At 46.2% G+C, this 23,151-nt stretch carries 19 protein-coding genes and 1 pseudogene; all 20 read left to right on the top strand.

The window, feature by feature from the left end:
- Nucleotides 1-212 precede the first annotated feature (212 nt).
- The 20 genes and pseudogenes from DWW77_RS00595 (at nucleotide 213) to DWW77_RS00495 (ending at nucleotide 23,039) form a co-directional block, all read left to right on the top strand.
- Nucleotides 213-2,654: a methyltransferase domain-containing protein gene (locus DWW77_RS00595; RefSeq protein WP_118607861.1), complete on the top strand. Its 2,442-nt coding sequence runs from the start codon at nucleotides 213-215 to the stop codon at nucleotides 2,652-2,654.
- Between the two features lie 4 nt (nucleotides 2,655-2,658).
- Entirely contained in the window at nucleotides 2,659-3,576 is a 918-nt protein-coding gene (locus DWW77_RS00590) for a LysR family transcriptional regulator (RefSeq protein WP_118607860.1), read from the top strand.
- A gap of 451 nt (nucleotides 3,577-4,027) precedes the next feature.
- A complete protein-coding gene (locus tag DWW77_RS00585) occupies nucleotides 4,028-5,020 on the top strand; it encodes an ABC transporter permease (protein ID WP_110102736.1) in 993 nt (330 codons plus the stop codon).
- On the top strand, nucleotides 5,014-5,931 hold the full coding sequence (locus DWW77_RS00580) for an ABC transporter permease (RefSeq protein WP_118607859.1): 918 nt from the start codon (nucleotides 5,014-5,016) through the stop codon (nucleotides 5,929-5,931). Before DWW77_RS00585 ends, DWW77_RS00580 begins: the two co-directional genes overlap by 7 nt.
- A gap of 94 nt (nucleotides 5,932-6,025) precedes the next feature.
- Nucleotides 6,026-7,612 carry an ABC transporter substrate-binding protein gene (locus DWW77_RS00575; RefSeq protein ID WP_118607858.1) on the top strand — a complete coding sequence of 529 codons (1,587 nt, stop codon included), beginning with the start codon at nucleotides 6,026-6,028 and terminating at the stop codon, nucleotides 7,610-7,612.
- Between the two features lie 10 nt (nucleotides 7,613-7,622).
- Nucleotides 7,623-9,587 carry a dipeptide ABC transporter ATP-binding protein gene (locus tag DWW77_RS00570; RefSeq protein ID WP_118607857.1) on the top strand — a complete coding sequence of 655 codons (1,965 nt, stop codon included), beginning with the start codon at nucleotides 7,623-7,625 and terminating at the stop codon, nucleotides 9,585-9,587.
- A 132-nt stretch (nucleotides 9,588-9,719) separates the two neighbouring features.
- The gene (gene nikB, locus DWW77_RS00565) at nucleotides 9,720-10,664 is read left to right on the top strand and encodes a nickel ABC transporter permease (RefSeq protein ID WP_118607856.1); all 945 of its coding nucleotides are present in this window, start codon (nucleotides 9,720-9,722) and stop codon (nucleotides 10,662-10,664) included.
- Nucleotides 10,661-11,530, top strand: coding sequence for a nickel transporter permease (gene nikC, locus DWW77_RS00560; protein ID WP_110102741.1), 870 nt, complete (start codon nucleotides 10,661-10,663; stop codon nucleotides 11,528-11,530). Before nikB ends, nikC begins: the two co-directional genes overlap by 4 nt.
- A gap of 46 nt (nucleotides 11,531-11,576) precedes the next feature.
- Nucleotides 11,577-13,133, top strand: a complete 1,557-nt coding sequence (locus DWW77_RS00555) for an ABC transporter substrate-binding protein (protein ID WP_118607855.1) — start codon at nucleotides 11,577-11,579, stop codon at nucleotides 13,131-13,133.
- A 1-nt stretch (nucleotide 13,134) separates the two neighbouring features.
- Complete coding sequence (locus tag DWW77_RS00550) at nucleotides 13,135-13,938, top strand: ABC transporter ATP-binding protein (protein WP_110102743.1); 804 nt, start codon at nucleotides 13,135-13,137, stop codon at nucleotides 13,936-13,938.
- Nucleotides 13,938-14,702, top strand: coding sequence for an ABC transporter ATP-binding protein (locus DWW77_RS00545; RefSeq protein ID WP_118607854.1), 765 nt, complete (start codon nucleotides 13,938-13,940; stop codon nucleotides 14,700-14,702). Before DWW77_RS00550 ends, DWW77_RS00545 begins: the two co-directional genes overlap by 1 nt.
- 158 nt (nucleotides 14,703-14,860) lie before the next feature.
- Nucleotides 14,861-15,355 (top strand): GNAT family N-acetyltransferase, encoded by a 495-nt coding sequence (locus DWW77_RS00540; protein WP_118607853.1) that lies wholly within the window; start codon nucleotides 14,861-14,863, stop codon nucleotides 15,353-15,355.
- An 84-nt stretch (nucleotides 15,356-15,439) separates the two neighbouring features.
- Complete coding sequence (locus DWW77_RS00535) at nucleotides 15,440-16,780, top strand: MBL fold metallo-hydrolase (protein WP_286187970.1); 1,341 nt, start codon at nucleotides 15,440-15,442, stop codon at nucleotides 16,778-16,780.
- 188 nt (nucleotides 16,781-16,968) lie between these two features.
- Nucleotides 16,969-18,156: pseudogene (locus tag DWW77_RS00530) on the top strand (endonuclease Q family protein); the annotation flags it as partial.
- A 189-nt stretch (nucleotides 18,157-18,345) separates the two neighbouring features.
- Nucleotides 18,346-18,813: a metallophosphoesterase family protein gene (locus DWW77_RS00525; protein ID WP_118607852.1), complete on the top strand. Its 468-nt coding sequence runs from the start codon at nucleotides 18,346-18,348 to the stop codon at nucleotides 18,811-18,813.
- Between the two features lie 272 nt (nucleotides 18,814-19,085).
- Complete coding sequence (locus DWW77_RS00520) at nucleotides 19,086-19,448, top strand: CidA/LrgA family protein (protein ID WP_118514074.1); 363 nt, start codon at nucleotides 19,086-19,088, stop codon at nucleotides 19,446-19,448.
- Nucleotides 19,445-20,137, top strand: coding sequence for an LrgB family protein (locus tag DWW77_RS00515; RefSeq protein ID WP_118514072.1), 693 nt, complete (start codon nucleotides 19,445-19,447; stop codon nucleotides 20,135-20,137). Before DWW77_RS00520 ends, DWW77_RS00515 begins: the two co-directional genes overlap by 4 nt.
- Before the next feature lie 391 nt (nucleotides 20,138-20,528).
- Nucleotides 20,529-20,783, top strand: a complete 255-nt coding sequence (locus DWW77_RS00505) for a hypothetical protein (protein ID WP_118607850.1) — start codon at nucleotides 20,529-20,531, stop codon at nucleotides 20,781-20,783.
- A 19-nt stretch (nucleotides 20,784-20,802) separates the two neighbouring features.
- Nucleotides 20,803-21,789, top strand: a complete 987-nt coding sequence (locus DWW77_RS00500; RefSeq protein WP_118607849.1) for a helix-turn-helix transcriptional regulator — start codon at nucleotides 20,803-20,805, stop codon at nucleotides 21,787-21,789.
- A gap of 275 nt (nucleotides 21,790-22,064) precedes the next feature.
- Nucleotides 22,065-23,039 carry a biotin--[acetyl-CoA-carboxylase] ligase gene (locus DWW77_RS00495; protein ID WP_118514064.1) on the top strand — a complete coding sequence of 325 codons (975 nt, stop codon included), beginning with the start codon at nucleotides 22,065-22,067 and terminating at the stop codon, nucleotides 23,037-23,039.
- The last annotated feature ends 112 nt before the right edge of the window (nucleotides 23,040-23,151 follow it).

Genomic DNA, 23,151 nt, shown 5'->3' with positions numbered 1-23,151 from the left:
CTACAGCCAGGATGATACCACAGCATTCGGAGAATTACAAGGTGGACAGGAGTACGGAAGCAGTGTTTGGCATTCGGAAATTTTATCGGCAGAGCAATGTGGGGAATCCCCCCCAGGGGCTTGTTAATACCCTGACAATTTGGTACATTAAACGTGACCTGTGGGGGGACCTGATTTCCCTCACGTGAATAGAAAAGTGCGGAGGAATCAACGTGGAAAAACTTCTCGATGAAATCGAATCTTACTGGAGCACCCGTACAGAAGGGTACTCCGAAGTGAATCATAAAGAGCTTGCGGGAACGCAGAAAAACGCATGGCTTAAGGTACTGACCAGTCAGTTTCCGGACAAGCCCAAGGAAGAGATCCGTATCCTGGATATCGGAACAGGTCCCGGATTTTTTCCTGTGATCCTGGCAGAAGCCGGATATCATGTAGATGCAGTAGATTATACGGAAGGAATGCTGGAAAAGGCAAAGGAAAATGCGGGAGAGCTTTGCCGGAACATCCGTTTTTGGAGGATGGATGCACAGAAGCTGGATTTTGAGGATAATACCTTTGACGTGGTCATTTCACGAAATCTTACCTGGAATCTGGAGCATCCTGATGTTGCTTACAGAGAGTGGGTCCGTGTACTGAAGGCAGGAGGAAGGCTTCTGAATTTTGATGCCAATTGGTACGGCTATCTTTATGAGGAAGAGCAGCGTAAGGCCTACGAAAACGACCGGAAAAATGTGGAAAACAACAGCCTGGATGATCACTATCTCTGTACAGATATTGAGCGCATGGAACGGATTGCCCTCCAGGTACCGCTGTCAAAGATCAGCCGTCCCCGTTGGGACGTAAAAACTCTCAGAGAAGCAGGACTTCTTGGAATCCGCACAGACACAGAAATATGGAAAACGGTCTGGAGTGAGGAAGAGAGACTGAATTATCAGTCCACACCAATGTTTATGGTAACCGGTGTGAAACCGGATCATTTCCTGAATCTTCCGGTTGCGGCAGGAGAAAAAACAGAAGGTTTTCTTGAACTCGGAGATGGAGAATTTGTCCTTCCGGCAACCATCATCCGTGGAAAAGATCCGGGAAAAACCGTTCTCGTCACAGCAGGTCTTCATGCAGGAGAGTATGTGGGAATCCAGACTCTGATCGAGCTGTCGAAGCGGCTGAAGCCGGAAAAGGTAAAGGGCCAGCTGGTTCTGGTAAAGGTGCTGAACCGGGAAGACTTTGAGAAGCGTGCAGGCAGTATCAGCTGGGAAGATGGAAAAAATCTGAACCGTGTTTTCCCGGGCAAAAAGGACGGAACAAAAATGGAACGTCTGGCGGCAGCTATCACAGAATCCCTGATCCGGAAGGCGGATTATTATATCGATCTTCACGGCGGTGACGATTATGAGGAGCTGACTCCGTATGTATATTTTGCAGGTGTGGCAAAGCCGGAGATCGTGGAAGCCTCCCGAAAAATGGCAGAGCAGGTTGATGTCCCATATATGGTACAGTCAAATGTGAGTACAGGCGGCGCCTATAATTATGCGGCAAGTACCTGCGATATTCCGGCTGTGCTTCTGGAAAGGGGATGTATGGGAACCTGGCAGCGGGAGGAAGTGGATTCCATGCGCCGGGATGTGCGGAATATTCTCTGCAGCATTGGGGCCTACAGAGGAATCCGCTCCCACAGCACCTATTATCCTCTGAAGATGGATGACGTACGTTACCAGTGTGCCAGTGTCAACGGTCTCTGGTACCCGGTCAAGAAACCAGGCGATATCGTTCATCAGGATGAGTATCTCGGAGAGATCCGTGATTATGAGGGAAATGTCCAGGAAATCTGTCGCGCAGACATGGATGGTGTGATCCTTTATCAGGTATCAAGCCTTCAGGTTGTGGAAGGCGGCCCTGTGATCACCTACGGAAATATCGTAAGAGAAAAAGATGAGCGGAAAACAAGGATCGCTCAGTACTGGACCAGGCGCAGCGACAGCTTTCTGGAACAGAGAAGAGCAGAGTTTCACAGTGCACTTGCAGGCCGCTGGATGGCTGAGCTTAAGAAGTATCTGCCGGAGAAAAAGAATCTCAGGATCCTGGATGTAGGCTGCGGAACCGGATTTTTTACCATTCTTCTTGCAAAGGAAGGCCATCAGGTAACCGGGATCGATCTGACGCCGGATATGATCACTCATGCAAAGGAGCTGGCTGAGGAAGAAAAAGCAGACTGCCGGTTTATGGTGATGGATGCAGAAGCTCCGGATTTTCCGGATGAGGAATTTGACGTGATCGTATCCCGGAATCTTACCTGGACACTTCCGGACGCGGAGCATGCTTATCAGGAATGGTTCCGAGTACTGAAACCGGGCGGAGTGATGATAAATCTGGATGCAAATTACGGGGCAGCAGACTTTGCGGACACTGCGGATCTTCCGGAGAATCATGCCCATCATCAGATCCAGGACGAACTGATGCAGGAATGTGAGGATATCAAGCGGCAGTTGCCTATCAGCTCTTTTCTGCGTCCGGCATGGGATCTGGAAACGCTGAGCCGTACAGGTGTGGAAGAATTTTCCTTTGATCTTGGTATCAGCAAACGTATTTATACAGAAAAAGACGAGTTTTATAATCCGACCCCGATGTTTTTGATCTTTGCGAAGAAAACGAGGTAGGAGCATGCTGAATATCAAACAGATCCAGTATTTTGCGGCCTGTGTCAAAACAGGCTCCTTCAGCCAGGCTGCAGAGCTGCTTTTTACCACGCAGTCAAATGTAAGCAAGGTGATCCGTTCCATGGAAGACGATATGCGTACTCAGCTGTTTGTCCGTCATGCAAAGGGCATAGAGCTGACACCGGAAGGAGAGCGTGCATATATCCATGTGCAGAGGATCCTGGAAAATATAGATGAACTGGAAATGCAGGCACAGCCACTTGCAAAAAGCAGCCTGTGTGTATGCTTTCATCCCAGCTCCTGGTTTGCGGATACCTTCGTAACGTATTATGAAGCACATAAGTGCGATGATCTTCATTATCAGGTTTACGCAGCAGATACCCATGAGATCATAAAACGTGTAAAAGCCAGACAGGACGATATGGGATTCGCCTATGTGATGCAGAATCAGCTGGCAGCGTTCCAGTATTTTCTTTCCCGGAATTACCTGGAATTTGAGCTGCTGACGGAAACCGAGGTAAATATTTATACCGGGAAAGGGAAAGCAGATACAGCAGATGAGGGAGATTTTAATATGTCCCAGCTCAGGCTGATCCAGAGATTTCCCGATGAATTTTCCCCGGATAATTACCGGAACCTTGTAGAGGAAAACGGTCATTCCGCAGTGGAGGCAGAGACTGTAGTCGTAACAAACAGTGATTATATCGTGGAACGTCTTCTTGGCTCCGGAGAGCTGTGTAATATCAGTGGTGCGGATCTTTCCGGCCGTGATCCGGGATATTCCTCCGTGAAATATACATTTCCGGGAGAAGGCCAGAAACTTGTTTACGGGTGCATCTGCCGGAGAGGTGAAGAGCTCAGTGAACAGGGAAAGGATTTTCTGGGATTCGTGAAGGAAAGACTTCAGATTTCCGGGAAGTGATAAAAGAATAAAGCAAAAGACCAGACGGGATTTTTCTGCACAGGACACAGGCTCCTGATACAGAAAAGTCCCGTTTTTTATATGGAATACATATCCATGCAAAACCCGACTGTCCAATATCCCCGTACCGGGGTTGTCCGAAATCTGTTAAATGATAAAATAATATCAGCAGCACACTCCGCGTGCTGAATATAAAAACACTGTGATGCACATAACCTCCGCGCACTCCTATTTGTGCATACGAATGTTTTGTCGAATAATAACACGACCCTTTCAAAAGCAGTTATGGTTTTGAATGCCATAACTGCTTTTGAAATGTGAACACAAATCGTTACTGAGAACAGAGTGAACAGTAACCACAAATCGCTCAACAATTTGTGTTCATGAGCATGCAGCAGAGCGGAATGCGAATGTCTGTCTGAACTGTAAAGGGCAGTGGGAAAGGAAAATTATGAACAAAGAAAATAAACTCGTCATCCGGATCCTGAAGCGGATCCTTCTGCTTGCTGTGGTTATGTTTCTGCTGTCTGTGGTGGTGTTTTGGCTGGCGAGACTGGCACCGGGAGATCCCCTGCAGTCCTTTTACGGAGATTCCCTGGAAATGATGACCAGTGAGGAAGTGGCTGCGGCCAGAACGAGACTGGGACTGGATCAGGGGATCGGGGTACAGTATGTAAGGTGGTTTACCAACGTAGTCCATGGTGATTTCGGATTGTCGCTGAAATACAGGCAGCCGGTTATGAATGTGATCAGACCGCTGATCGGAAATACTCTGGTGCTGGGAGGAATTGCTTATATTGTGATCTTTATACTGGCAGTTCTGATCGCCATATTCTGTACGCTCCATGAGGATCAGTGGATCGACCGGCTGATCTGCAAGATCGGAACAGCAGCCTATTATGTGCCGGCTTTCTGGCTTGGTGTGGTACTGATCCTGATCTTCAGTGTAAATCTTGGATGGTTCCCAAGCAGCGGTGCCTATGATGTGGGAATGGCAGATAGTATCGGCAATCGTATGAAGCATATGATCCTTCCGCTGGTAGTAATGATCTTCAGCCATCTCTGGTATTACGCATATATGATACGTAACAAATTCCTGGATGAGGTGCGGAAGGATTATGTACTTCTTGCCAGATCCAAGGGACTTTCCAAAAGAAAGATCCTGTGGAAGCATTGTCTTCGAAATGTAATGCCGACGATCGTGAGTATCATGGCAGTTTCGGTACCCCATGTAACCGGTGGAACTGTAACTGTGGAAGCTGTTTTCAATTATGCGGGAATTGGAAACCTTGCAGTGGAATCTGCAAAATATCATGATTATAATCTGCTGATGATCGATGTGCTGATCACAGGATTTATCGTATTTTTAAGCAGCTTTGTTGCACAGACTGTCAATGAAGAGATCGATCCAAGAATGAAGGATTCGGAGGTGAGGGTATGGTAGCTGACCGGAAGCTTTCAGAAGCTGAGCTTTTTCAGGTAGTCGGTGCCGGGTGGAAGCAGTATGAATCTGAAAAACGGAAAAAAACATTTCAGGAAAAGCTGAAAGGGAAACCGGTATTTTCCCTGTTCCTGCTTTTTCTGATCATTTTGGGCTGTATATTTGCAAATGTTGTGGCAAATCATGATCCCTCAGGTTTTTATCTCCAGAATCTGAATACACCGCCGGGAAAGGAATTTATCTTTGGAACGGATTCGCTTGGAAGAGATATTTATTCACTGATCTGGTATGGCGGAAGGGTTTCTCTGGTGATCGGACTTCTGGGTGCGGCGATCATTACCCTGGTTGGTGTTACCTACGGATGCATCAGCGGAACAGCAGGTCCAAAGGTGGATTCGGTTATGATGCGGTTTACGGAAATGTGCGGAAGTATTCCGACCCTTCTGCTGATCCTGATCCTGTCTGCGGTTATTCAGGCCAATGATGTGATCAGCATATCTGTGATCATCGGTATTACCGGGTGGTTTGCACTGGCACGTATTGTAAGAAGTGAAGTGCGGCAGATAAGGAACAGTGATTATGTGATGTATGCAAGACTTTGCGGAGGAAGTTTTGGATATGTGATGTATCACCATCTGATACCGAATTTTGTTTCGGCGATCATGTTTGTGGTGATCTCTTCGATAAGCAGCTGTATTACCATGGAATCTACTTTAAGCTTTCTTGGCCTTGGGCTTCCGGCAGATGTAGTTTCCTGGGGAAGTATGCTCTCGCTGGCAAATAAAGCACTGATCATGAATACCTGGTGGGTGATCGTGATCCCAGGAGTTTTTCTGGTCATTACTTTAATGTGCATTACCAGTATGGGAAGCTTTGTGAGAAGTGAGGTAAATAATCATTACAGCAATCTCTGATGCAGTCAGAAAAAATATTTGGACGCAAACCGTGATAAAACATTTCGAAGTGTGGATAACCGGTTTGAAAATAAGGAAAGATGAGGAAAACAGAATGAAAAAGAGAACAGGAATCAACTATGGCAGAAAATATGCGGCGATAACGCTGGCAGCAGTGACCGCAGCATGTGCAGGAGCAACTGCAGGCAGTGCGGTAACCGTAGCTGCGGCAGAAGAAAACAAAACTCTGGTATATGCAGGTGAGTCAGAAAGTACGATCAATCCCCTTCTGAATAACCATGATGAACTTCCGGATCTTATTTTTTCAGGACTGATGAAATATGATGCCAATGGAAAGCCGGTAGAGGATCTTGCAGAGAGCTATACCTTTGACAAGGATACCAATACCTATACTTTTAAGCTTCGAGATGGTGTTAAGTGGCATGATGGAGAAGATTTCAATGCAGAGGATGTTGTATACACCTATAAGGAGCTTACAGAGGATGAAACTCTGGGAGCCAGTATCACCAGCAATTACCAGGACATTACAAGTATTGAGGCACCGGATGATCAGACTGTGATCTTTACACTGGATCAGTATGATGCTGCCATGCTGGATTACTTTACCATGGGAATCCTTCCTGAGCATCTTCTGGAAGGAGAGGATGTGAATACTACATCCTTTAATCAGAATCCGGTGGGAACAGGTCGTTATAAATTTGAAGACTGGGATGCTACCGGCGGAATGATCACTCTGAAACGAAATGAAGATTATTACGGAAAGGTTCCGAATATTGAAACCGTTGTATACCGTACAGTATCGGATGAGACTACAAAGGCAACCATGCTCCAGTCCGGCGAGGCGGATCTTGCATGGCTGAATTCCAACTATGCTTCTCAGTTCAAGGATAAGGACGGATATAATTACTGGGAGTTCACCACAGCAGATTACCGTGGAGCTGCCATGGATATGAGCACAGATTTCTGGAAGGAAAACGGAGATTCCATCGGCGTTCTGAATTATGCGCTGGATAAGGATTCCATTATTGCAGGTGTTCTTGCAGGACAGGGAGAGGCGGCATACAGCCCGATCCAGAGAAATCCTCTCGGAACAGATAAGGAAGCTAATATCTACTCCTATGATCTGGATACCTTTGCAAAGAAGATGGAAGAGCTGGGATGGAAAAAAGGTGATGATGGGATCTATGAGAGGAACGGACAGAAATTCCACTTTACCATCCAGGTGCGTGATTACGAAGAAGAGCGTGTGGATATTGCCAATGTCATGTCTGATATGCTGAAGCAGGCTGGCGTGGAAATGGAAGTAAAGCTTGTTACCAAATTTGACTGGGATGCAGGATACAATGGATTCCTTGCAGGTTATTCAACACAGTTTGACCCGGATATGGCATATGTAAACTTTGTAACCGACGCAAGTGGAAATAACATGCATTATTCCAATGCAGATGTGGACAAATATCTTGAGGAAGGCCGTCACGGTGAGACTGAGGAAGCCAGAAAAGAGGCTTACAGTGAATTCGAAAAGGCATACGCCGAGGCACCTGGAATCCTTCTGGTTGCTTATCTCCAGGGAGATTATGTAGGCGTTTCCGGACTTGACGGACTGGATACCACACGTGTTCTGGGACATCATTCCGTAGGTGTTATGTGGAATATTGAAGACTGGACCATTACAAAATAAGGAAAAGATCATGCAGGAAACAGTTTTGGAATTAAAAAACTATTCGGTAAGCTTTGACACACCGGACGGCGAGGTACAGGCCGTCCGGAATGTTGACCTCACGGTAAAAAAAGGAGAGATACTTTGTATCGTAGGTGAGTCCGGATGTGGAAAAACCGTTATGTGCCGTAGTGTGATGAAGCTTCTGCCACCGAATGCACATGTAAAAAGCGGAGAGATCAGTCTCTGCGGAGAGAATATCACAGCTTATAAGAGAAAAAAAATGGAAAAGCTGTGCGGAAGTAAGGTAAGCATGGTGTTCCAGGACCCTATGCTGACGCTGAATCCGACGATCCCTGTTGGCAAACAGATCACAGAGGCTATCATCAAAAATCAGAAAGTATCCAGGGATGAGGCCAGAAAAAAAGCTGTGGAAATGCTGAAGCTGGTAGGAATTCCGGATGCAGAACAGCGCTATGGCCTGCAGCCTCATTTTTTTTCCGGTGGAATGCGTCAACGTTGTGTTCTGGCTATTGCACTGGCCTGTGATCCGGAAATATTATTTGCCGATGAGGCGACTACAGCACTGGATGCAACCGTGGAAGCAAAGATTCTGGATCTGCTTCTTGAGCTGAGAGAAAAAACAGGGATCAGTATTGTGTTCATATCTCATGATCTTGGAGCTGTTGCAAGGATCGCAGACAGAGTTGCAGTTATGTATGCAGGAAAGATCATTGAGATCGGGACAGCGGAAGAGGTTTATTATGATCCCCGGCATCCTTATACCTGGGGACTTTTGTCTTCTCTGCCTGTATTTGCAGGTGAAAAAGGGGAGCTGAATCCGATCCCCGGAATGCCGCCCTCTCTTTTGGATCCTCCGCCGGGAGATGCGTTTGCCGTTCGAAATCCCCAGGCGCTGGCAATCGATTATGAACAGACTCCTCCGATGTTTAAAGTCAGTGATACGCATTATGCAGCCACATGGCTTCTGGATGAAAGAGCTCCGAAAATAGAAATGCCCTCCATTTTGAAGGACAGATTACAGGAAAACAGCGGTCGTAAACAGAAAATGGATAAAAAGGAAGCGTCATTTTTACAGAAAACAGAACAGAAACAGGCGCCTGTACTGATCGAAGCCAGAAATCTGAAGCAGCATTTCCGTATCCGTTCCGATTATACGATCCATGCAGTGGATGATGTTTCCTTCAGTATCCGGGAAGGTGAGATCATGGCGCTGGTGGGTGAGACCGGCTGCGGGAAATCCACGACAGCCAGAACGCTTGCAGGAATCTACCGGCCTACAGGCGGGGAGATCTTTTATCAGGGAGAAAGAGTGCCGGATAAAAAGGATCCTTTCGGAATGCGGAAGAAAATGCAGACTGAGATCCAGATGATCTTTCAGGATTCGGGCGCTGCACTGAATCCCCGAATGAGCATACGGCAGATCATGCTGGAGCCTGTAAAGATCAGCCGCAGGATCCGTGACAGAGAAATGCTGGAAAACAGGCTTCGGGAAATCCTGAAGGAGACAGGACTGGATGAAAGCATTCTGTCGAAAAAGCCGGGAGAGCTTTCCGGCGGACAGAGACAGAGAGTTGCCATAGGAAGAAGCCTTCTCATGGAACCACGTCTTATCATTGCGGATGAACCGATCGCATCGTTGGATATTTCTATCCAGGCACAGATCGTCATGCTTTTTAAAAAGCTTCAGCAGGAAAAAAGATTTTCTTTTCTTTTTATTGCCCATGATCTGTCAATGGTACGTTTTTTAAGCGATACAACAGGTGTGATGAAAAACGGAAAGCTGGTAGAAATGGCACCTACAAAAGAGCTTTTTGAAAATCCGCAGCATCCTTATACACAGTCCCTGCTTTCTGCGATCCATATCCCGGATCCGCTGGAAGAGAGAAAACGAAGGCTGATCGAGTATGAAGAGCTACAGTCGCTTGGAGAGGGCTGGAAAGAATTATCCGCATGTCACTGTGTGAGAATATAAGAGCATAATGGAATACATATGTATGACAAAATGGAATGTGAAAAATCCCCCCGCCGGGGTTGTGGCAGAACAGCCGTGTTGTTAAACTTTTGTTATTCGAAATACTGAGAAACAAAGTGCGGAGAGGAAAATATGAGAAAATATATAATAAAACGGTTGCTGCAGCTGATCCCGGTCCTGATCGGGATCACATTTCTTTCTTTTGCCATGATGCGGCTTGCCGGCGGAGATGCAGTAACCTATATGTATGAAAATGCAGGCTCTGCAGTATCCCAGGAGGTCATTGACAATGCAAAGGCGGAATATGGCCTTGATAAACCATTCCTTGTACAATATGCTACCTGGTTTGCGGGAATGGCAACCGGAGATATGGGAGAGAGCTATGTGTCTCACAGAGATGTCTATGAAACCTTTATTTCAAAGCTTCCGGCAACGATGATGCTGACTCTGTCATCGATCCTTCTTACAATTGTTCTTGCGATCCCGTTGGGAATCCTGTCAGCAGTAAAGCACAACAAATGGGTAGATTATCTGATAAGACTTTTAAGCTTTATCGGCAATTCCATGCCGAATTTTTTTGCTGCCATGGTCCTGATGTATTTTCTGTCCATCAGGCTGGGCGTTTTGCCGGTAGTCACAAATGCAGATCTCGGACAGAGTATTATTCTGCCGACACTGACACTGGCGATCTCCATGGCTGCAAAATATACCAGACAGGTGCGTGCCACGGTTCTGGAAGAACTGAATAAGGATTATGTGACCGGAGCCCGGGCAAGAGGGATCCGCAGTCGTGTGATCATCTGGAAGAGTGTAATGAAGGCTTCCATGCTGACGATCATCACACTGCTGGCGCTGTCCATCGGTAATCTTCTGGGAGGAACTGCCATTGTGGAAAATATCTTTATGTGGGATGGTGTCGGAAAACTGGCGGTAGATGCGATCACCATGCGTGACTATCCGATCATCCAGGCCTATGTGGCATGGATGGCGGTCATTTATGTTCTGGTAAATCTGGTGACAGATATTATTTACCACTATCTGGATCCGAGAGTACGACTTGGAGGTGACAGAGCATGAGTGGAAAAAATAATATCACAGTCCGGAAACAGAAGATCCGGAAAAATCATACAAAAGCAAAGCTTGTCTTTTTTCTTGTGCTCACAGCATTGCTTCTGTTTGTAGCGGCATTTGCAAAATATCTCTGTCCTTATGATCCTTATGCCCAGGATCTGGCACTTGCCCAGAAACCGCCGGGACCGGAGCATCTGCTCGGGACAGACCGTTATGGGAGAGATATGCTTTCCCGTGTGATCATAGGAAGCACGACCAGTATTTATGCAACGCTGCTCCTGGTTGCGGTGATCACTGTGGTGGGAACGGCTATTGGTATTTTCTGTGGCTGGAAGGGCGGCAAAGCCGATACCGTTCTGATGCGTATCTCCGATCTGTTCCTGGCTTTCCCGGGACTGGTATTTGCCCTGGCAGTAGCAGGTGTTCTGGGAGGCGGTATCCAAAATGCGATCATTGCCCTGGCGGTGATCAGCTGGCCGAAGTTTGCAAGACTTGCCAGAGGGCTTACGCTGACTCAGAAGGACTCTGCATATCTTATGGCGGCAAAGCTTTCCGGAAGCAGTACAGGAAAGCTTCTGCTCAAACATATCCTTCCAAATATTGCAGGCCCCATACTTGTTACGTCAGTTCTTGACATCGGAACCATGATGATGGAGCTGGCAGGACTTTCCTTTCTCGGGCTTGGGGTAAAGCCTCCAATGGCAGAATGGGGAAGTATGATCAACGATGGAAGAAGTATGCTGCAGATTTCACCGTGGATGGTACTTGCGCCGGGAATGGCGATTTTTATTACGGTAATGATCTTTAATCTTCTGGGAGATACGATCCGGGATTATATGGATCCGAAAGAACGAAACAGGAGAAGAGGATAACAGGCACTTATAAATAAACATAACACAGAAAGTGAGAGCAGAGATTATGAAGAAAAAGATTCTGGCAGCAGTGCTTGCAGCGGCAATGGTCATGAGCATGACAGGAGTTCCGGCAGCAGCAAAAAGCAAAGAAAAGAGTGAAGGAACTACCTTTGTTTACGGAACTACCGGATACAGTGAAGAAATGGGAGATGCAGGATTAAACCCTCACGACAATTATTCCGGATGGAGCTGTCTTCGTTATGGCGTAGGAGAAACACTGTTTAAGTACAATGACAACATGGAGTTAGAGCCATGGCTTGCTACAGACTATGAATTTACAGACGACAATACAGTAAAGATCACTCTTCGTGACGGTGTGAAATTTTCCAGCGGAAGAACCATGGACGGAGAAGCGGTAAAGGAGTGCCTGGAGGATCTGATCGCAAACCATGACCGTGCACCTTACGATATGAAGATCGATAAGATCGAAGCAGATGGAATGACAGTAACGATCCATACTTCCGAACCATGTCCGGCACTGATCAATTATCTCGGTGATCCGTATGGTGCCATCATTGATATGGATTATGGCGTACAGGGAGAGGGTGGCTCTGCAAATGTGGCAGGAACAGGCCCCTATGTTGCAACAGAGGTATCCCCAACAGAGATCAAGCTGGTAAAAAACGAGGATTACTGGGGCGGAGATGTAAAGGTAGACAACGTTATCGTAAAATCCTTCTCAGATGGAAGTGCCCTGACAGCAGCATTGCAGACAGGCGATATACAGGGAACCTATGGACTTCAGTATGATAACTATGCACTTTTTGACGGAAATCCGGACTATCAGATCAGCTCTGTAGCAACAAGCCGCTGTTTCTTCGGACAGTTTAATATGAAATCTGAACTGATGCAGGATCAGAATGTGAGAAAAGCCATTGAGATGGGAATCGATAAGGATGGCTTCTGCAGTGTGATCATGGAGGGACGAGGTGTTCCGGCAGTGGGAGCCTTCCCAAGCAGCTTTTCCTATGGAAACGATGCGGTGAAAGCACCGTCCTACGATCCGGAAGAGGCGAAAAAGCTTCTGGAAGAATCCGGATGGACAGATACGGATGGAGATGGCTATGCAGATAAGGACGGAAAGAAGCTGTCCATCACATGGCTGACCTATCCAACCCGTCTGGAACAGCCTAAGCTTGCAGAATATGCACAGTCCACTTTAAAGGACATTGGAATTGAGGTCAATGTTAACAATACAGCAGACCATGCGACATATGCGAAGAACGGAGAATTTGATGTATATGTAAGTTCGCTTACAACTGCACCTACCGGCGATCCGGAATATTTCTTCACAAGTACAGTTGTATCTGATGCTGCCAAAAATTATGGCAAATACAGCAATTCTGATGTTGATGATATCGTAGCGAAGCTGCATGAGACCTTTGATACAGATGAGAGAAGCAAGCTTGTTGTGGAAGCACAGCAGACCATTCTGGATGATGATGCGTATTTCTTTGTTTCTCATCTGAATATGGGACTTGTGTCAAAGTCAAATGTATCAGGGCTGACTGCTCATCCATGTGATTATTACGAGATCACAGCGGATCTGGAAGTGAAATAAGATGGAATCATTGTTGAAGCTTGAGCATGTGACGATCTGCTACAATGGAGAGCCGGTTGTACATGATGTGGATCTGGAACTGAATAAAGGGGAGATCCTGGGTGTGGTAGGCGAATCCGGAAGCGGAAAAAGTACCATTATCAAGGCAATCATGGGACTTCTGGGAAATGAAGGCATGGTGACAGAAGGTGATATCTGGTACAAGGGAAAAAATATAGTGGATATGCAGGAAAAAGAATTACGCAGACTTCTGGGCCCTGAGATCGCCATGGTTTTTCAGAATTCAGGATCAGCCCTTTGTCCCATCCGCACCGTAGGCGATCAGATCTATGAGAGTATGCGGGAGCATGAAAGGATCAGCCGTAAAGAGTGTGCAGAGCGCGCCGTTCGGATGATGGCTAAGATCGGCCTTAAGGATGGGGAACGTGTTTTGCAAAGCTACCCATTTGAATTGTCCGGCGGCATGAATCAGCGTGTGGGAATCTGTATTTCCATGCTGCAGAATCCGGCGCTTCTTCTGGCAGATGAGCCTACCAGTGCTCTGGATGTAACCATACAGAAACAGGTGGTTGAGGAAATGCTGCTGATGCGTAAGGAATACGGAACAGCCATGATCATTGTCACACACAACATCGGTGTGGTGGAAAAAATGGCAGATAAGGTTCTGGTACTGAAAAACGGAAAGGTGAGGGAATACGGAAAAACAGCTCAGGTTTTGACAGCTCCGGAGGATCCTTATACAAAAGAACTTATGAGTTCGGTACTTCGTTTGAAACGTACAGGTACCGGAAACGGAGGCAGATGATGACAGAAAACAAAAACATTCTGGAAGTGCATCATTTGAAAAAAAGCTTCACCACCGGTAAAAAATCCTTCACGGCTGTAGAAGACATAAGCTTTTCTCTGAAAACTGGGGAAGTATTAGGGATCGTAGGTGAATCCGGCTCAGGAAAAAGCACTGTGGCGAAGATGATCACACATCTGACAGAACCCACAGCCGGAGAAATTTTTCTCATGGAAAAGGATATCACACATGCGAGGGGAAAAAATCTCCGGGAAATCTACCGGGAAATGCAGATGGTTTTTCAGACACCGGCAGAATCCTTTGACCCCAGATGCACTCTTGGGGACGGAATCGGGGAAAGTCTCCGGAATATGGGGATAAGTAAGGCGGAAACCAGGAACCGTGTGGAAAAGCTTCTGCTTACCTGCGGACTGACTCCGGAATATGCAGATCGGTATCCCCATCAGGTCAGCGGAGGGGAGTGCCAGAGAGCGGCTATTGCCAGAGCCCTGGCTGTGGAACCGAAGATCCTGATCTGTGATGAAGCAACCAGCGCCCTGGATGTGACTGTGCAGAAACAGATCATGGAACTGCTTCAGAAGTTAAAAAAAGAAAACCAGCTGTCCTTTCTTTTTATCTGCCATGACCTGGCCCTTGTCCAGCTGTTCTGCGACCGGGTGATCGTGATGCATGACGGACATGTGGAAGAGGAAGGGACACCGGAAGAAATCATTGAGCATCCGAAGACAGAGTATACGGAGAAGCTGATCCGGTCGGTATTGTAATAATGACAGATAAAAACAAAAGAGCGGAGCCCTCAGTAGTGCGGATACTGAGGGCTTTTTTGCAGGTTATACGTTGACGCATTTTCTCTCACCCGATATAATTAAAAAAGAATCGAAACCGGATGAAAACGGAATAAATATAGAGGAGACCACAAAAAATGGCAGAAAATTTACAGATCAGACTGTCAGATCCCGGTGAGGCGGATCGTCTGGCAGAGATCGAGGCAATCTGTTTTCCACCTGCGGAGGCAGCAAGTCATGAGGAAGTTGTGAAGCGTATGGGAGCATTCCCGGAGAATTTCGTTGTAGCAGTAAAGGATGAGCAGATCGTAGGCTTTATCAACGGAGGAACCACAGATAAACCAGTACTCCCGGATGAATTTTATCATGATATCACTCTTCACAGAAAGGACGGGGAGATCCAGACGGTATTCGGACTGAATGTGATCCCGGAATACCGTCATCAGGGGATCGCCGGAGAGCTTGTGGAATATTTCAAGGAGCTTGCGAAAGAGCGTGGAAAAAAAGCCCTGATCCTTACCTGCAAGGAGCATATGATCCCATTCTATGAGAGCCACGGACTGAAGAAGCTGGGTGTGGCAGATTCCTGTCATGGCGGAGCAACCTGGTATGATATGCAGATCTGGTTCTGAGAAATGAAGACAGCAACAGAAGAAAAAAGAAGAGTCAGCTGCAGAAACAAAGGTCAGCTGAATAAGAAACCAGAGGAAAAATAAATGAGAATACGAATGTACAATGTGGGGTTCGGGGACTGTTTCTGTATCCGTGACAGAAAAAGCAGCCTGCTTGTGGATTTCGGGGCAGCCAACAGCAAGATCGAAGGGCGGCCACGGAGAGAGGTCTTTGATGTGATCATCTCAGACCTTACTACTATCCGCAAAAAAAATCTGCTTCTGACACATTTTCATCCGGACCATGTTTCCGGATTGCTTTATATGATGCGTTACCGAAGAGATGCCTACGAATTTGAAAAGATCTATCTTCCGGATGTATTTTCCGGTCCGGAAATGAAATACACACTGGCGCTTCTGCTCCTTGCGGATGTGACAAAAAAGGCCAGCCTTCCCGGAAGACGTGTCAGCCTTTTTGCCCTTGCAGAAGCTCTTTGCGCCAGAAGGGTAAAGATCGACCTTTTATCCAGAGGCTCAGAGTTTGAGGGAAAATATACGGCACTCTGGCCGGATCTCAGTGAAGTCAGCCGGGAAACGGAGGATGTATTTAATTCCCTGATCGAGAATCATGAAAATGCAATGACCGAGCTTGTGAACATTGCGGAGGAGGTACGTCAGCTGTTTCTGTCCATGACAGAGGAGACGCCGGAAGCAGAGCCGAAATCTGCTCCACTGTCTGAGGCATCTTTGGTGGAAGAGGATACAGAGGAATCCGAGCGCTCTTTGACAGGACAGACAGAGCCTGGTGGGGAAAACGAAGGATATACGCAGGAGAAGCTGGAGCTTATAATGGAAGATACAGGCGCAGCGGTTGAGGATACAGCAGAGACTCCGGAAGAGGCCGAAAAAGAGAGAGCACGTCGCCTCAAACCGGAAAAGCTGGAAAAGAAATTCCGTGAATTACAGGCAACCGAAGAATTTCAGGCACTTCTGGAAAGTGCGGAAAAACAGGGGCATTTTCTGCGTCAGTTCCGTCACAAGATCAGTCTGGCATTTCAGAATACCGGAGACGGAGAGCTGAACCTTCTGTTTACCGGAGATGTACAGCCACAGTACATGAGGATGATCGCAGAAAACTATGATGGCAGGATTCCGCTTCATGAGCATTACTGGTGTATCAAGGTACCACATCATGGTACGGAATCTCATTTCTTTGATTTCAGCAGTTTCTCCCCGGAGAATATGATGATCCCCAACGGAGCCTACTACGATAACAGCAAAAAGAAATCCAAGAATCAGCGCACTTCCATGCAGTACGGCGGTTTATTTTATATTAATGATGCGCATATGTATTGTTCCAACTGTGACTGCTGTGACAGCTATGAGAACGGATGCTCCTGCAGGGAGTATGATGTGATATCACCGGCTTATTATAAAGATATCTGATCATGTTACAGATGGATTTCTGTTGAGTTATATACGATCCGGTCATTCAGGCAGACAAAGAAGACGGTAATTTCTTTGTCTGCGTTTTTGTTAAAAAGACAGGATGTACATGTGGACAGAGGAAAAGAGATACAGGAGGAAAAGTTTTGAAACAGATCGCAGACCTGCACATACATTCCAGATATTCCATGGCAACCAGCAAAGATGGCACGCCGGAGATGCTGGATCTCTGGGCGCGGAAAAAAGGAATCACACTACTTGGAACCGGAGATATGACACATCCCATCTGGCGGCAGGAGTTGAAGATGAAGCTGATCCCTGCGGAACAGGGACTGTTCCGGCTGAAAGATGAATATGTTTTGCCGGAGGCGGCACGCTATCCTGGAAAAGCACCCAGGTTTGTATTGTCCGGTGAGATCAGTTCCATCTATAAAAAAGGCGGAAAAACCAGGAAGGTGCACAGCCTGATCCTGCTTCCGGGATTCGATGAGGCAGATGCTTTTGCCGCAAGGCTGGAAAAGATTGGAAATATCCATTCAGACGGACGTCCTATTTTGGGGCTGCCCTGCCATGATCTTCTGGAAATGATGCTGGAGGTCAGTGAGGAGGGCATCTATATCCCTGCGCATATCTGGACCCCACATTTTTCCCTGTTTGGGGCAAAGTCCGGATTTGACACCATAGAAGAATGTTTTGAAGAACTGACACCTTACATCCATGCACTGGAGACAGGACTTTCTTCAGATCCGTCAATGAACTGGCAGATCTCGGCACTGGATGGCTATCAGCTGGTGTCTCATTCGGATGCACATTCACCGTCCAAGCTTGGAAGGGAGGCGGATCTTCTGGATATAGAGCTTTCCTATCAGGGATTGTGGGATGCAGTGCAGAACGGAAAAGGTCTTGAAGGGACGATTGAATTTTTTCCGGAAGAGGGAAAATATCATTTCGACGGGCACCGGAAGTGCGGCGTGTGCCTGAGTCCGAAAGAATCAGAGATGTATAACGGTATCTGCCCAGTCTGCGGAAAGAAGCTGACCATGGGTGTGGATCACAGGATCCTGCAGTTATCTGATCGTGACGAGAGTTCAGCGGCCATGCCGGAAAGCGGCCGCCCATATGAAAGCCTGATGCCGCTGCCGGAGGTGATCTCCGCATGTGTGGGATTTTCCACGGCAAGCAAAAAAGTTCAGGGACAGTACGAGGCGTTGCTTGAAAAACTGGGTGCGGAATTTACCATATTGAGAGAGATTCCGCCGGAAGATATCCGAAAAGCCGGCGGAGAAGTTCTGGCGGAAGGCATCCGGCAGCTTCGTGCAGGTGAAGTTGTGCGGAAACCGGGATTTGACGGAGAATATGGAAAAATAGAATTGTTTTAACCGAATCAGGTAAGTTCCCGGCGAGGTTGCGAATATCGGCTTGATCCAATTAAGAAAATTTCTGAAATGGTGTGAAAAGAAGCAGCTGTTAAATATTTATGTATTGTGAAGAGTATTGCCGGTCATAGCGTGAGCTGCAAAAGGTAAAAGGCGATAATGATAAAGGATTGGAGCAGGATAGAGATCATGAAAGAAAAAATAGGCATCATATCAGACACTCACGGCCTTCTGCGGCCTGAGGTACTGGAAATCTTAAAAGACTGTAAGTATATCCTCCATGCCGGAGATGTCAATAAAGACGAGATCCTGGATGTACTGCGTTCCATGGGGAATCTCTATGTGGTCCGTGGAAATAATGATAAAGACTGGGCGGAAAATCTCCGCACCAGTCTAAGCTTTACCATTGGCGGCGTGAAATTTTTTATGGTCCATAACAAAAAAGACGTTGCGTGGGAGCTGGGGGACACACAGGTGGTCATCTTCGGGCATACTCACAAATATTTTGAGAAGATAATCGATGGCAGACTGTGGCTGAATCCGGGAAGCTGTGGAAGAAGCCGTTTTGGCGGAGAGGTTACCATGGCGGTGATGACTGTGGAGGATGGAAAATATCAGGTAGAAAAAATTATTTTGGCGGAGAATTCCGAAAAATGATAAAAATTTTGTTTAAAGATCCTTTTGCGCGGATATGTTTCTGGGGATTACTGGAATACGCTGATGCATAAAAGGATTTTTTGTATTTTATTGGATACAATCCTTGTAATTTTGGATTTGTAGCGTATAATTAGAAAACGTTTAAAACAAAAGTGGTCTTACCACTTTTGCAAAAATCGTTTGAGCGCAGAATGTGAACGCAGCTGCGTTCATGAGTATGCAGTAAAGCAAAATGTGAAAATACGCTTTACATGAATCAGGAGGGATGCAACATGAAGCATGTGCAGCAGTTTAGCATCATCCTGTTGATTTCCGTCATTGGAGAATTACTGAAAACCTTTCTTCCACTTCCGGTACCGGCCAGTGTCTATGGACTGATCATTATGCTGGTGGCTTTGCTCACAGGTATTCTGAAGCTGGATCAGGTCAAAGGTGCGGCAGATTTTCTGGTTGAGATCATGCCGGTGATGTTTGTACCGGCAGGTGTGGGACTGATCACAGCCTGGAGCACTCTGAAACCGATCTGTGTACCGGTTCTCATCATGACGTTTATCAGCACGGTGATCGTAATGGTCGTAACAGGAAAAGTAACACAGGGAGTGATTCGTATGGGAAAGAGAGGAACTGAAAAATGATGGAATTCATAAAAAACTCCGCATTTTTCGGAGCAATGATAAGTCTGATCGCCTATGAGATTGGTCTGATCCTGAAAAAAAAGTTTAAAATGGCGATCTTTAATCCGCTTTTGATCTCCATCATCTGTGTTATCGGTGTTCTTTTGCTCTTCCATATTGATTATGATGATTACAATGAAGGTGGAAAATATATCAGCTATCTGCTGACCCCGGCAACGGTCTGTCTGGCAGTGCCCCTTTATGAGCAGATCCATCTGCTGAAAAAAAATCTCAAGGCAGTGGCTGCCGGAATCTTTTCCGGAACGCTGGCCGGGCTTTGCAGTGTTCTGCTTATGGCGAAATTGTTTGGCTTTGATCATCAGGAATATGTCACTATGCTTCCGAAGTCTATCACAACTGCCATCGGAATGGGCGTTTCCGAGGAGCTTGGCGGTATCGTGACCATCACCGTTGCCGTGATCATCATCACAGGAGTTCTGGGAAATATGATCGCAGAGGTTGTCTACAAGGTCGCAAAGATCGAGGAGCCGATCGCAAAGGGCCTTGGACTTGGAACATCTGCCCATGCCATCGGAACTGCCAAAGCCATGGAGCTTGGCCCGGTAGAAGGAGCCATGAGCAGCCTTGCCATTGCAGTTGCCGGATTGCTTACGGTTGTCGGCGCATCGGTGTTTGCGGGAATGATGTAAATATTCATTTATCGGTGTTAAAGTTAAATCCATAGAAGAATAAAAATGTGTGAAAGGTCTGTCATATATGGCAGGCTTTTTTCTTTGGTCAGAATATCCTGGGCAGTTCACGAAAAGTAGTTACTGAGAACGGAGTGAACAATAACCACAGAAAAGGAAACCGGAGATGATTTTACTTCGGATGCAACAGAAGTGCCGGATGCAGCATTCTTTTTTGCGGATCTTAAAGACGAACATATTTTTGTATAAAATAAACAAATGTTCGGAAAAACCATATTTATACCGTTTTATTGGACTAAAAATGAGCTATAATGCAAACATACAGAAAATATGTTTGGAAAATATGTTCGATAAAACGTGAGACGAACATAGGACAGGGAGGATGGATCTTATGTGGAATACAGAGAGCAGCAGGAAGGCAGTATTGGCAGAAGGAAGATATGTGGATGCTGAGAACGGACATTGCGGCAGACAGAAGCTTTCTTCAGGAATGGCAATGGTACTGGGCGCACTTCTTACAATGGAGATTATGCTTGGCGGGGCAATGCTGTTTAATTTTGATTTCCGTGGAGCAGATATCGTTGCCGTTGTATTGTCATTCATGGTATTATATTTTGCAGTGGTGGCATCACTGACAGACAAGTAGAAGAACGGAGGGAGAGAGGATGCCAAGGGTCTTTAACCAGAAGATTAAAATTTTATATCTGATGCGCATTTTTCTGGAGCAGACGGACGAAGAGCATCCGATGTCTGTGAAGGAGCTGATCTCCTATCTGAATAGTCTGGGAATCAGTGCAGAGCGTAAGACTGTCTATGATGATATTGAAACCCTGCGGAATTTTGGAATGGATATCCTGAACCGGCGGGAGCACCCGGCCGGTTTTTATCTTGCCAGTCGGGAATTTGAGCTTCCGGAGCTGAGACTTCTGGTGGATGCAGTACAGTCCTCCAGATGTATCACCAATGGGAAATCCCGACAGCTGATCAGGAAGCTGGAGAGCCTTGCCAGTGTTTATGAGTCCAGACAGCTGCGGCGACAGGGATTTGCAGAGAACAGTATCCGGACTGTAAACGAGAATGTGTATTACAGTATTGATATGATACAGCGTGCATTAACTGAGGACAGGCAGATTTCTTTTCAGTATTGTGAATGGACTGTGGAGAAGAAGCTGTGTCCGGAGAATGAGGGGGAACGATATTCGGTCAGTCCCTGGGGACTTGTATGGCAGAATGAGGAGTATTATCTGATCACTTACGACGAGAAGTGTGGAAGGGTTAAGCAGTATCTGGTAGATAAGCTCCAGCAGATCCGTATAGAGAAGGAAGTGCGATGCGGCAGAGAATTTTTTGAGAATTATGATATAGGTGAGCTGACATCCAGGACCTTCGGGATGTTTGGCGGAAAAGAGAAAACCATATGTCTGGAAGCACATAACCGCTTAGTCGGGGTGGTGCTGGATCGGTTTGGCAGAGATATTATGATACACAGGAAGGATCCTGAACATTTCAAAACACTGGTTCGTGTAAATATCAGTGACCAGTTCTTTGGCTGGATAGCCAGTCTTGGCCCGGATGCGGTGATCGCGTCACCGGATGAGGTTCGCGATAAGTACCGGGAATTTCTTGAGAAAAGTCTTTCTAATTACAACTGATAAATATATGATAAAGAAAATCTGTATATAATAAAGATTCAGGAAAATTCACTCCTGAGTCTGCAGGTTTTCAACAGAAATAATATATAAAAAATAAATGAAAACAGACAAAAATGCGAAAAATTATATAATAACTGTAACTGAAATATAAAAATAATATAGATAGCATATGTGAAAAAGATAATAGACATTGCGATGTTTAAGTGCTATAATGCTTTCGACTCTTAGAAGGGAATAAATTTTGCCATTTCAGGCAGATTACGGACGGTGAAGATATGACTGTAAAAGCAAGAATGCTGAAGCTTCTGGAGCAGCACGAGAATGAACTGATATCCGGAGAGGCGGCAGCAGCAGAACTAAACTGCACAAGGGCAGCCATCTGGAAAGCTGTGAAATCCCTTCGTGAAGAGGGATATACCATAGAAGCTGGACCAAACAAAGGCTATGTGCTTCGAGGAGGCAGCCGTTTATCGGAAGAAGGAATACGGCTTTACCTCGATCATCCGGATGTCCCTGTAAAAATATACAGAGAACTGGATTCTACAAACCGGGCAGCCAAGGAGGCTGCATTTTCAGGAGAAGCAGGTCATGGTGCACTGATACTGGCGCGCAGACAGAAAAGCGGAAGAGGCCGAAGAGGCCGAAGTTTTTATTCTCCTGAAAATGCAGGACTTTATATGAGTATCGTTCTAAGACCGGACCGGACTCTGAAGGAAGGACTCCTGATCACTACAGCGGCGGCAACTGCAGTGTGCCGTGCAGTGAAGAAAATCTGCGGGATCGACCTTGGGATCAAATGGGTCAATGATCTGTATCTTCATAATAAGAAAGTGTGTGGGATACTGACAGAGGCTGTTACAGACTTTGAAAGCGGGAACATTGAGTTTGCAGTTGTAGGAATTGGTTTGAATCTGTATATGCCGGAAGATGGGTTTCCTGAAGATATACAGGAAACGGCTGGAGCATTATTTGAAAACAGGAAGGACGCAGAGCATATAAACTGCAGTATTCTTGTGGCGGAGATCGTCAATCAGCTTCTTATGGAAGTGGAGACTCCGGGACTTTCCAGAGAATATACAGAAAATAATATCATTCCTGGAAACATGATCGTGATCACAGACGGACAGTGTACAAGGGAAGCTTATGCAGAATCTATAGCACCAGATGGAAGGCTTCTTGTAAGAGAACAGGATGGTTCAGAAACCCTGCTTTCTTATGGAGAGGTATCTGTACGCAGAAAGTCGGATTAAGGTCAATCAAAATAAATTGTGTATTTTGTATAAAAAACAGATTCTTTTTTGTACAAAACAGGCAAAAATAATATTGACATTCTGGAAATGCGGAGTAAAATAAAGTCAACTA

Source organism: Ruminococcus sp. AF17-12, assembly GCF_003479245.1.
GTDB lineage: Bacteria > Bacillota > Clostridia > Lachnospirales > Lachnospiraceae > Blautia_A > Blautia_A fusiformis.
The sequence above is the reverse complement of the archived record's forward strand: the minus strand, read 5'-3'. Positions and strand labels throughout refer to the sequence as shown.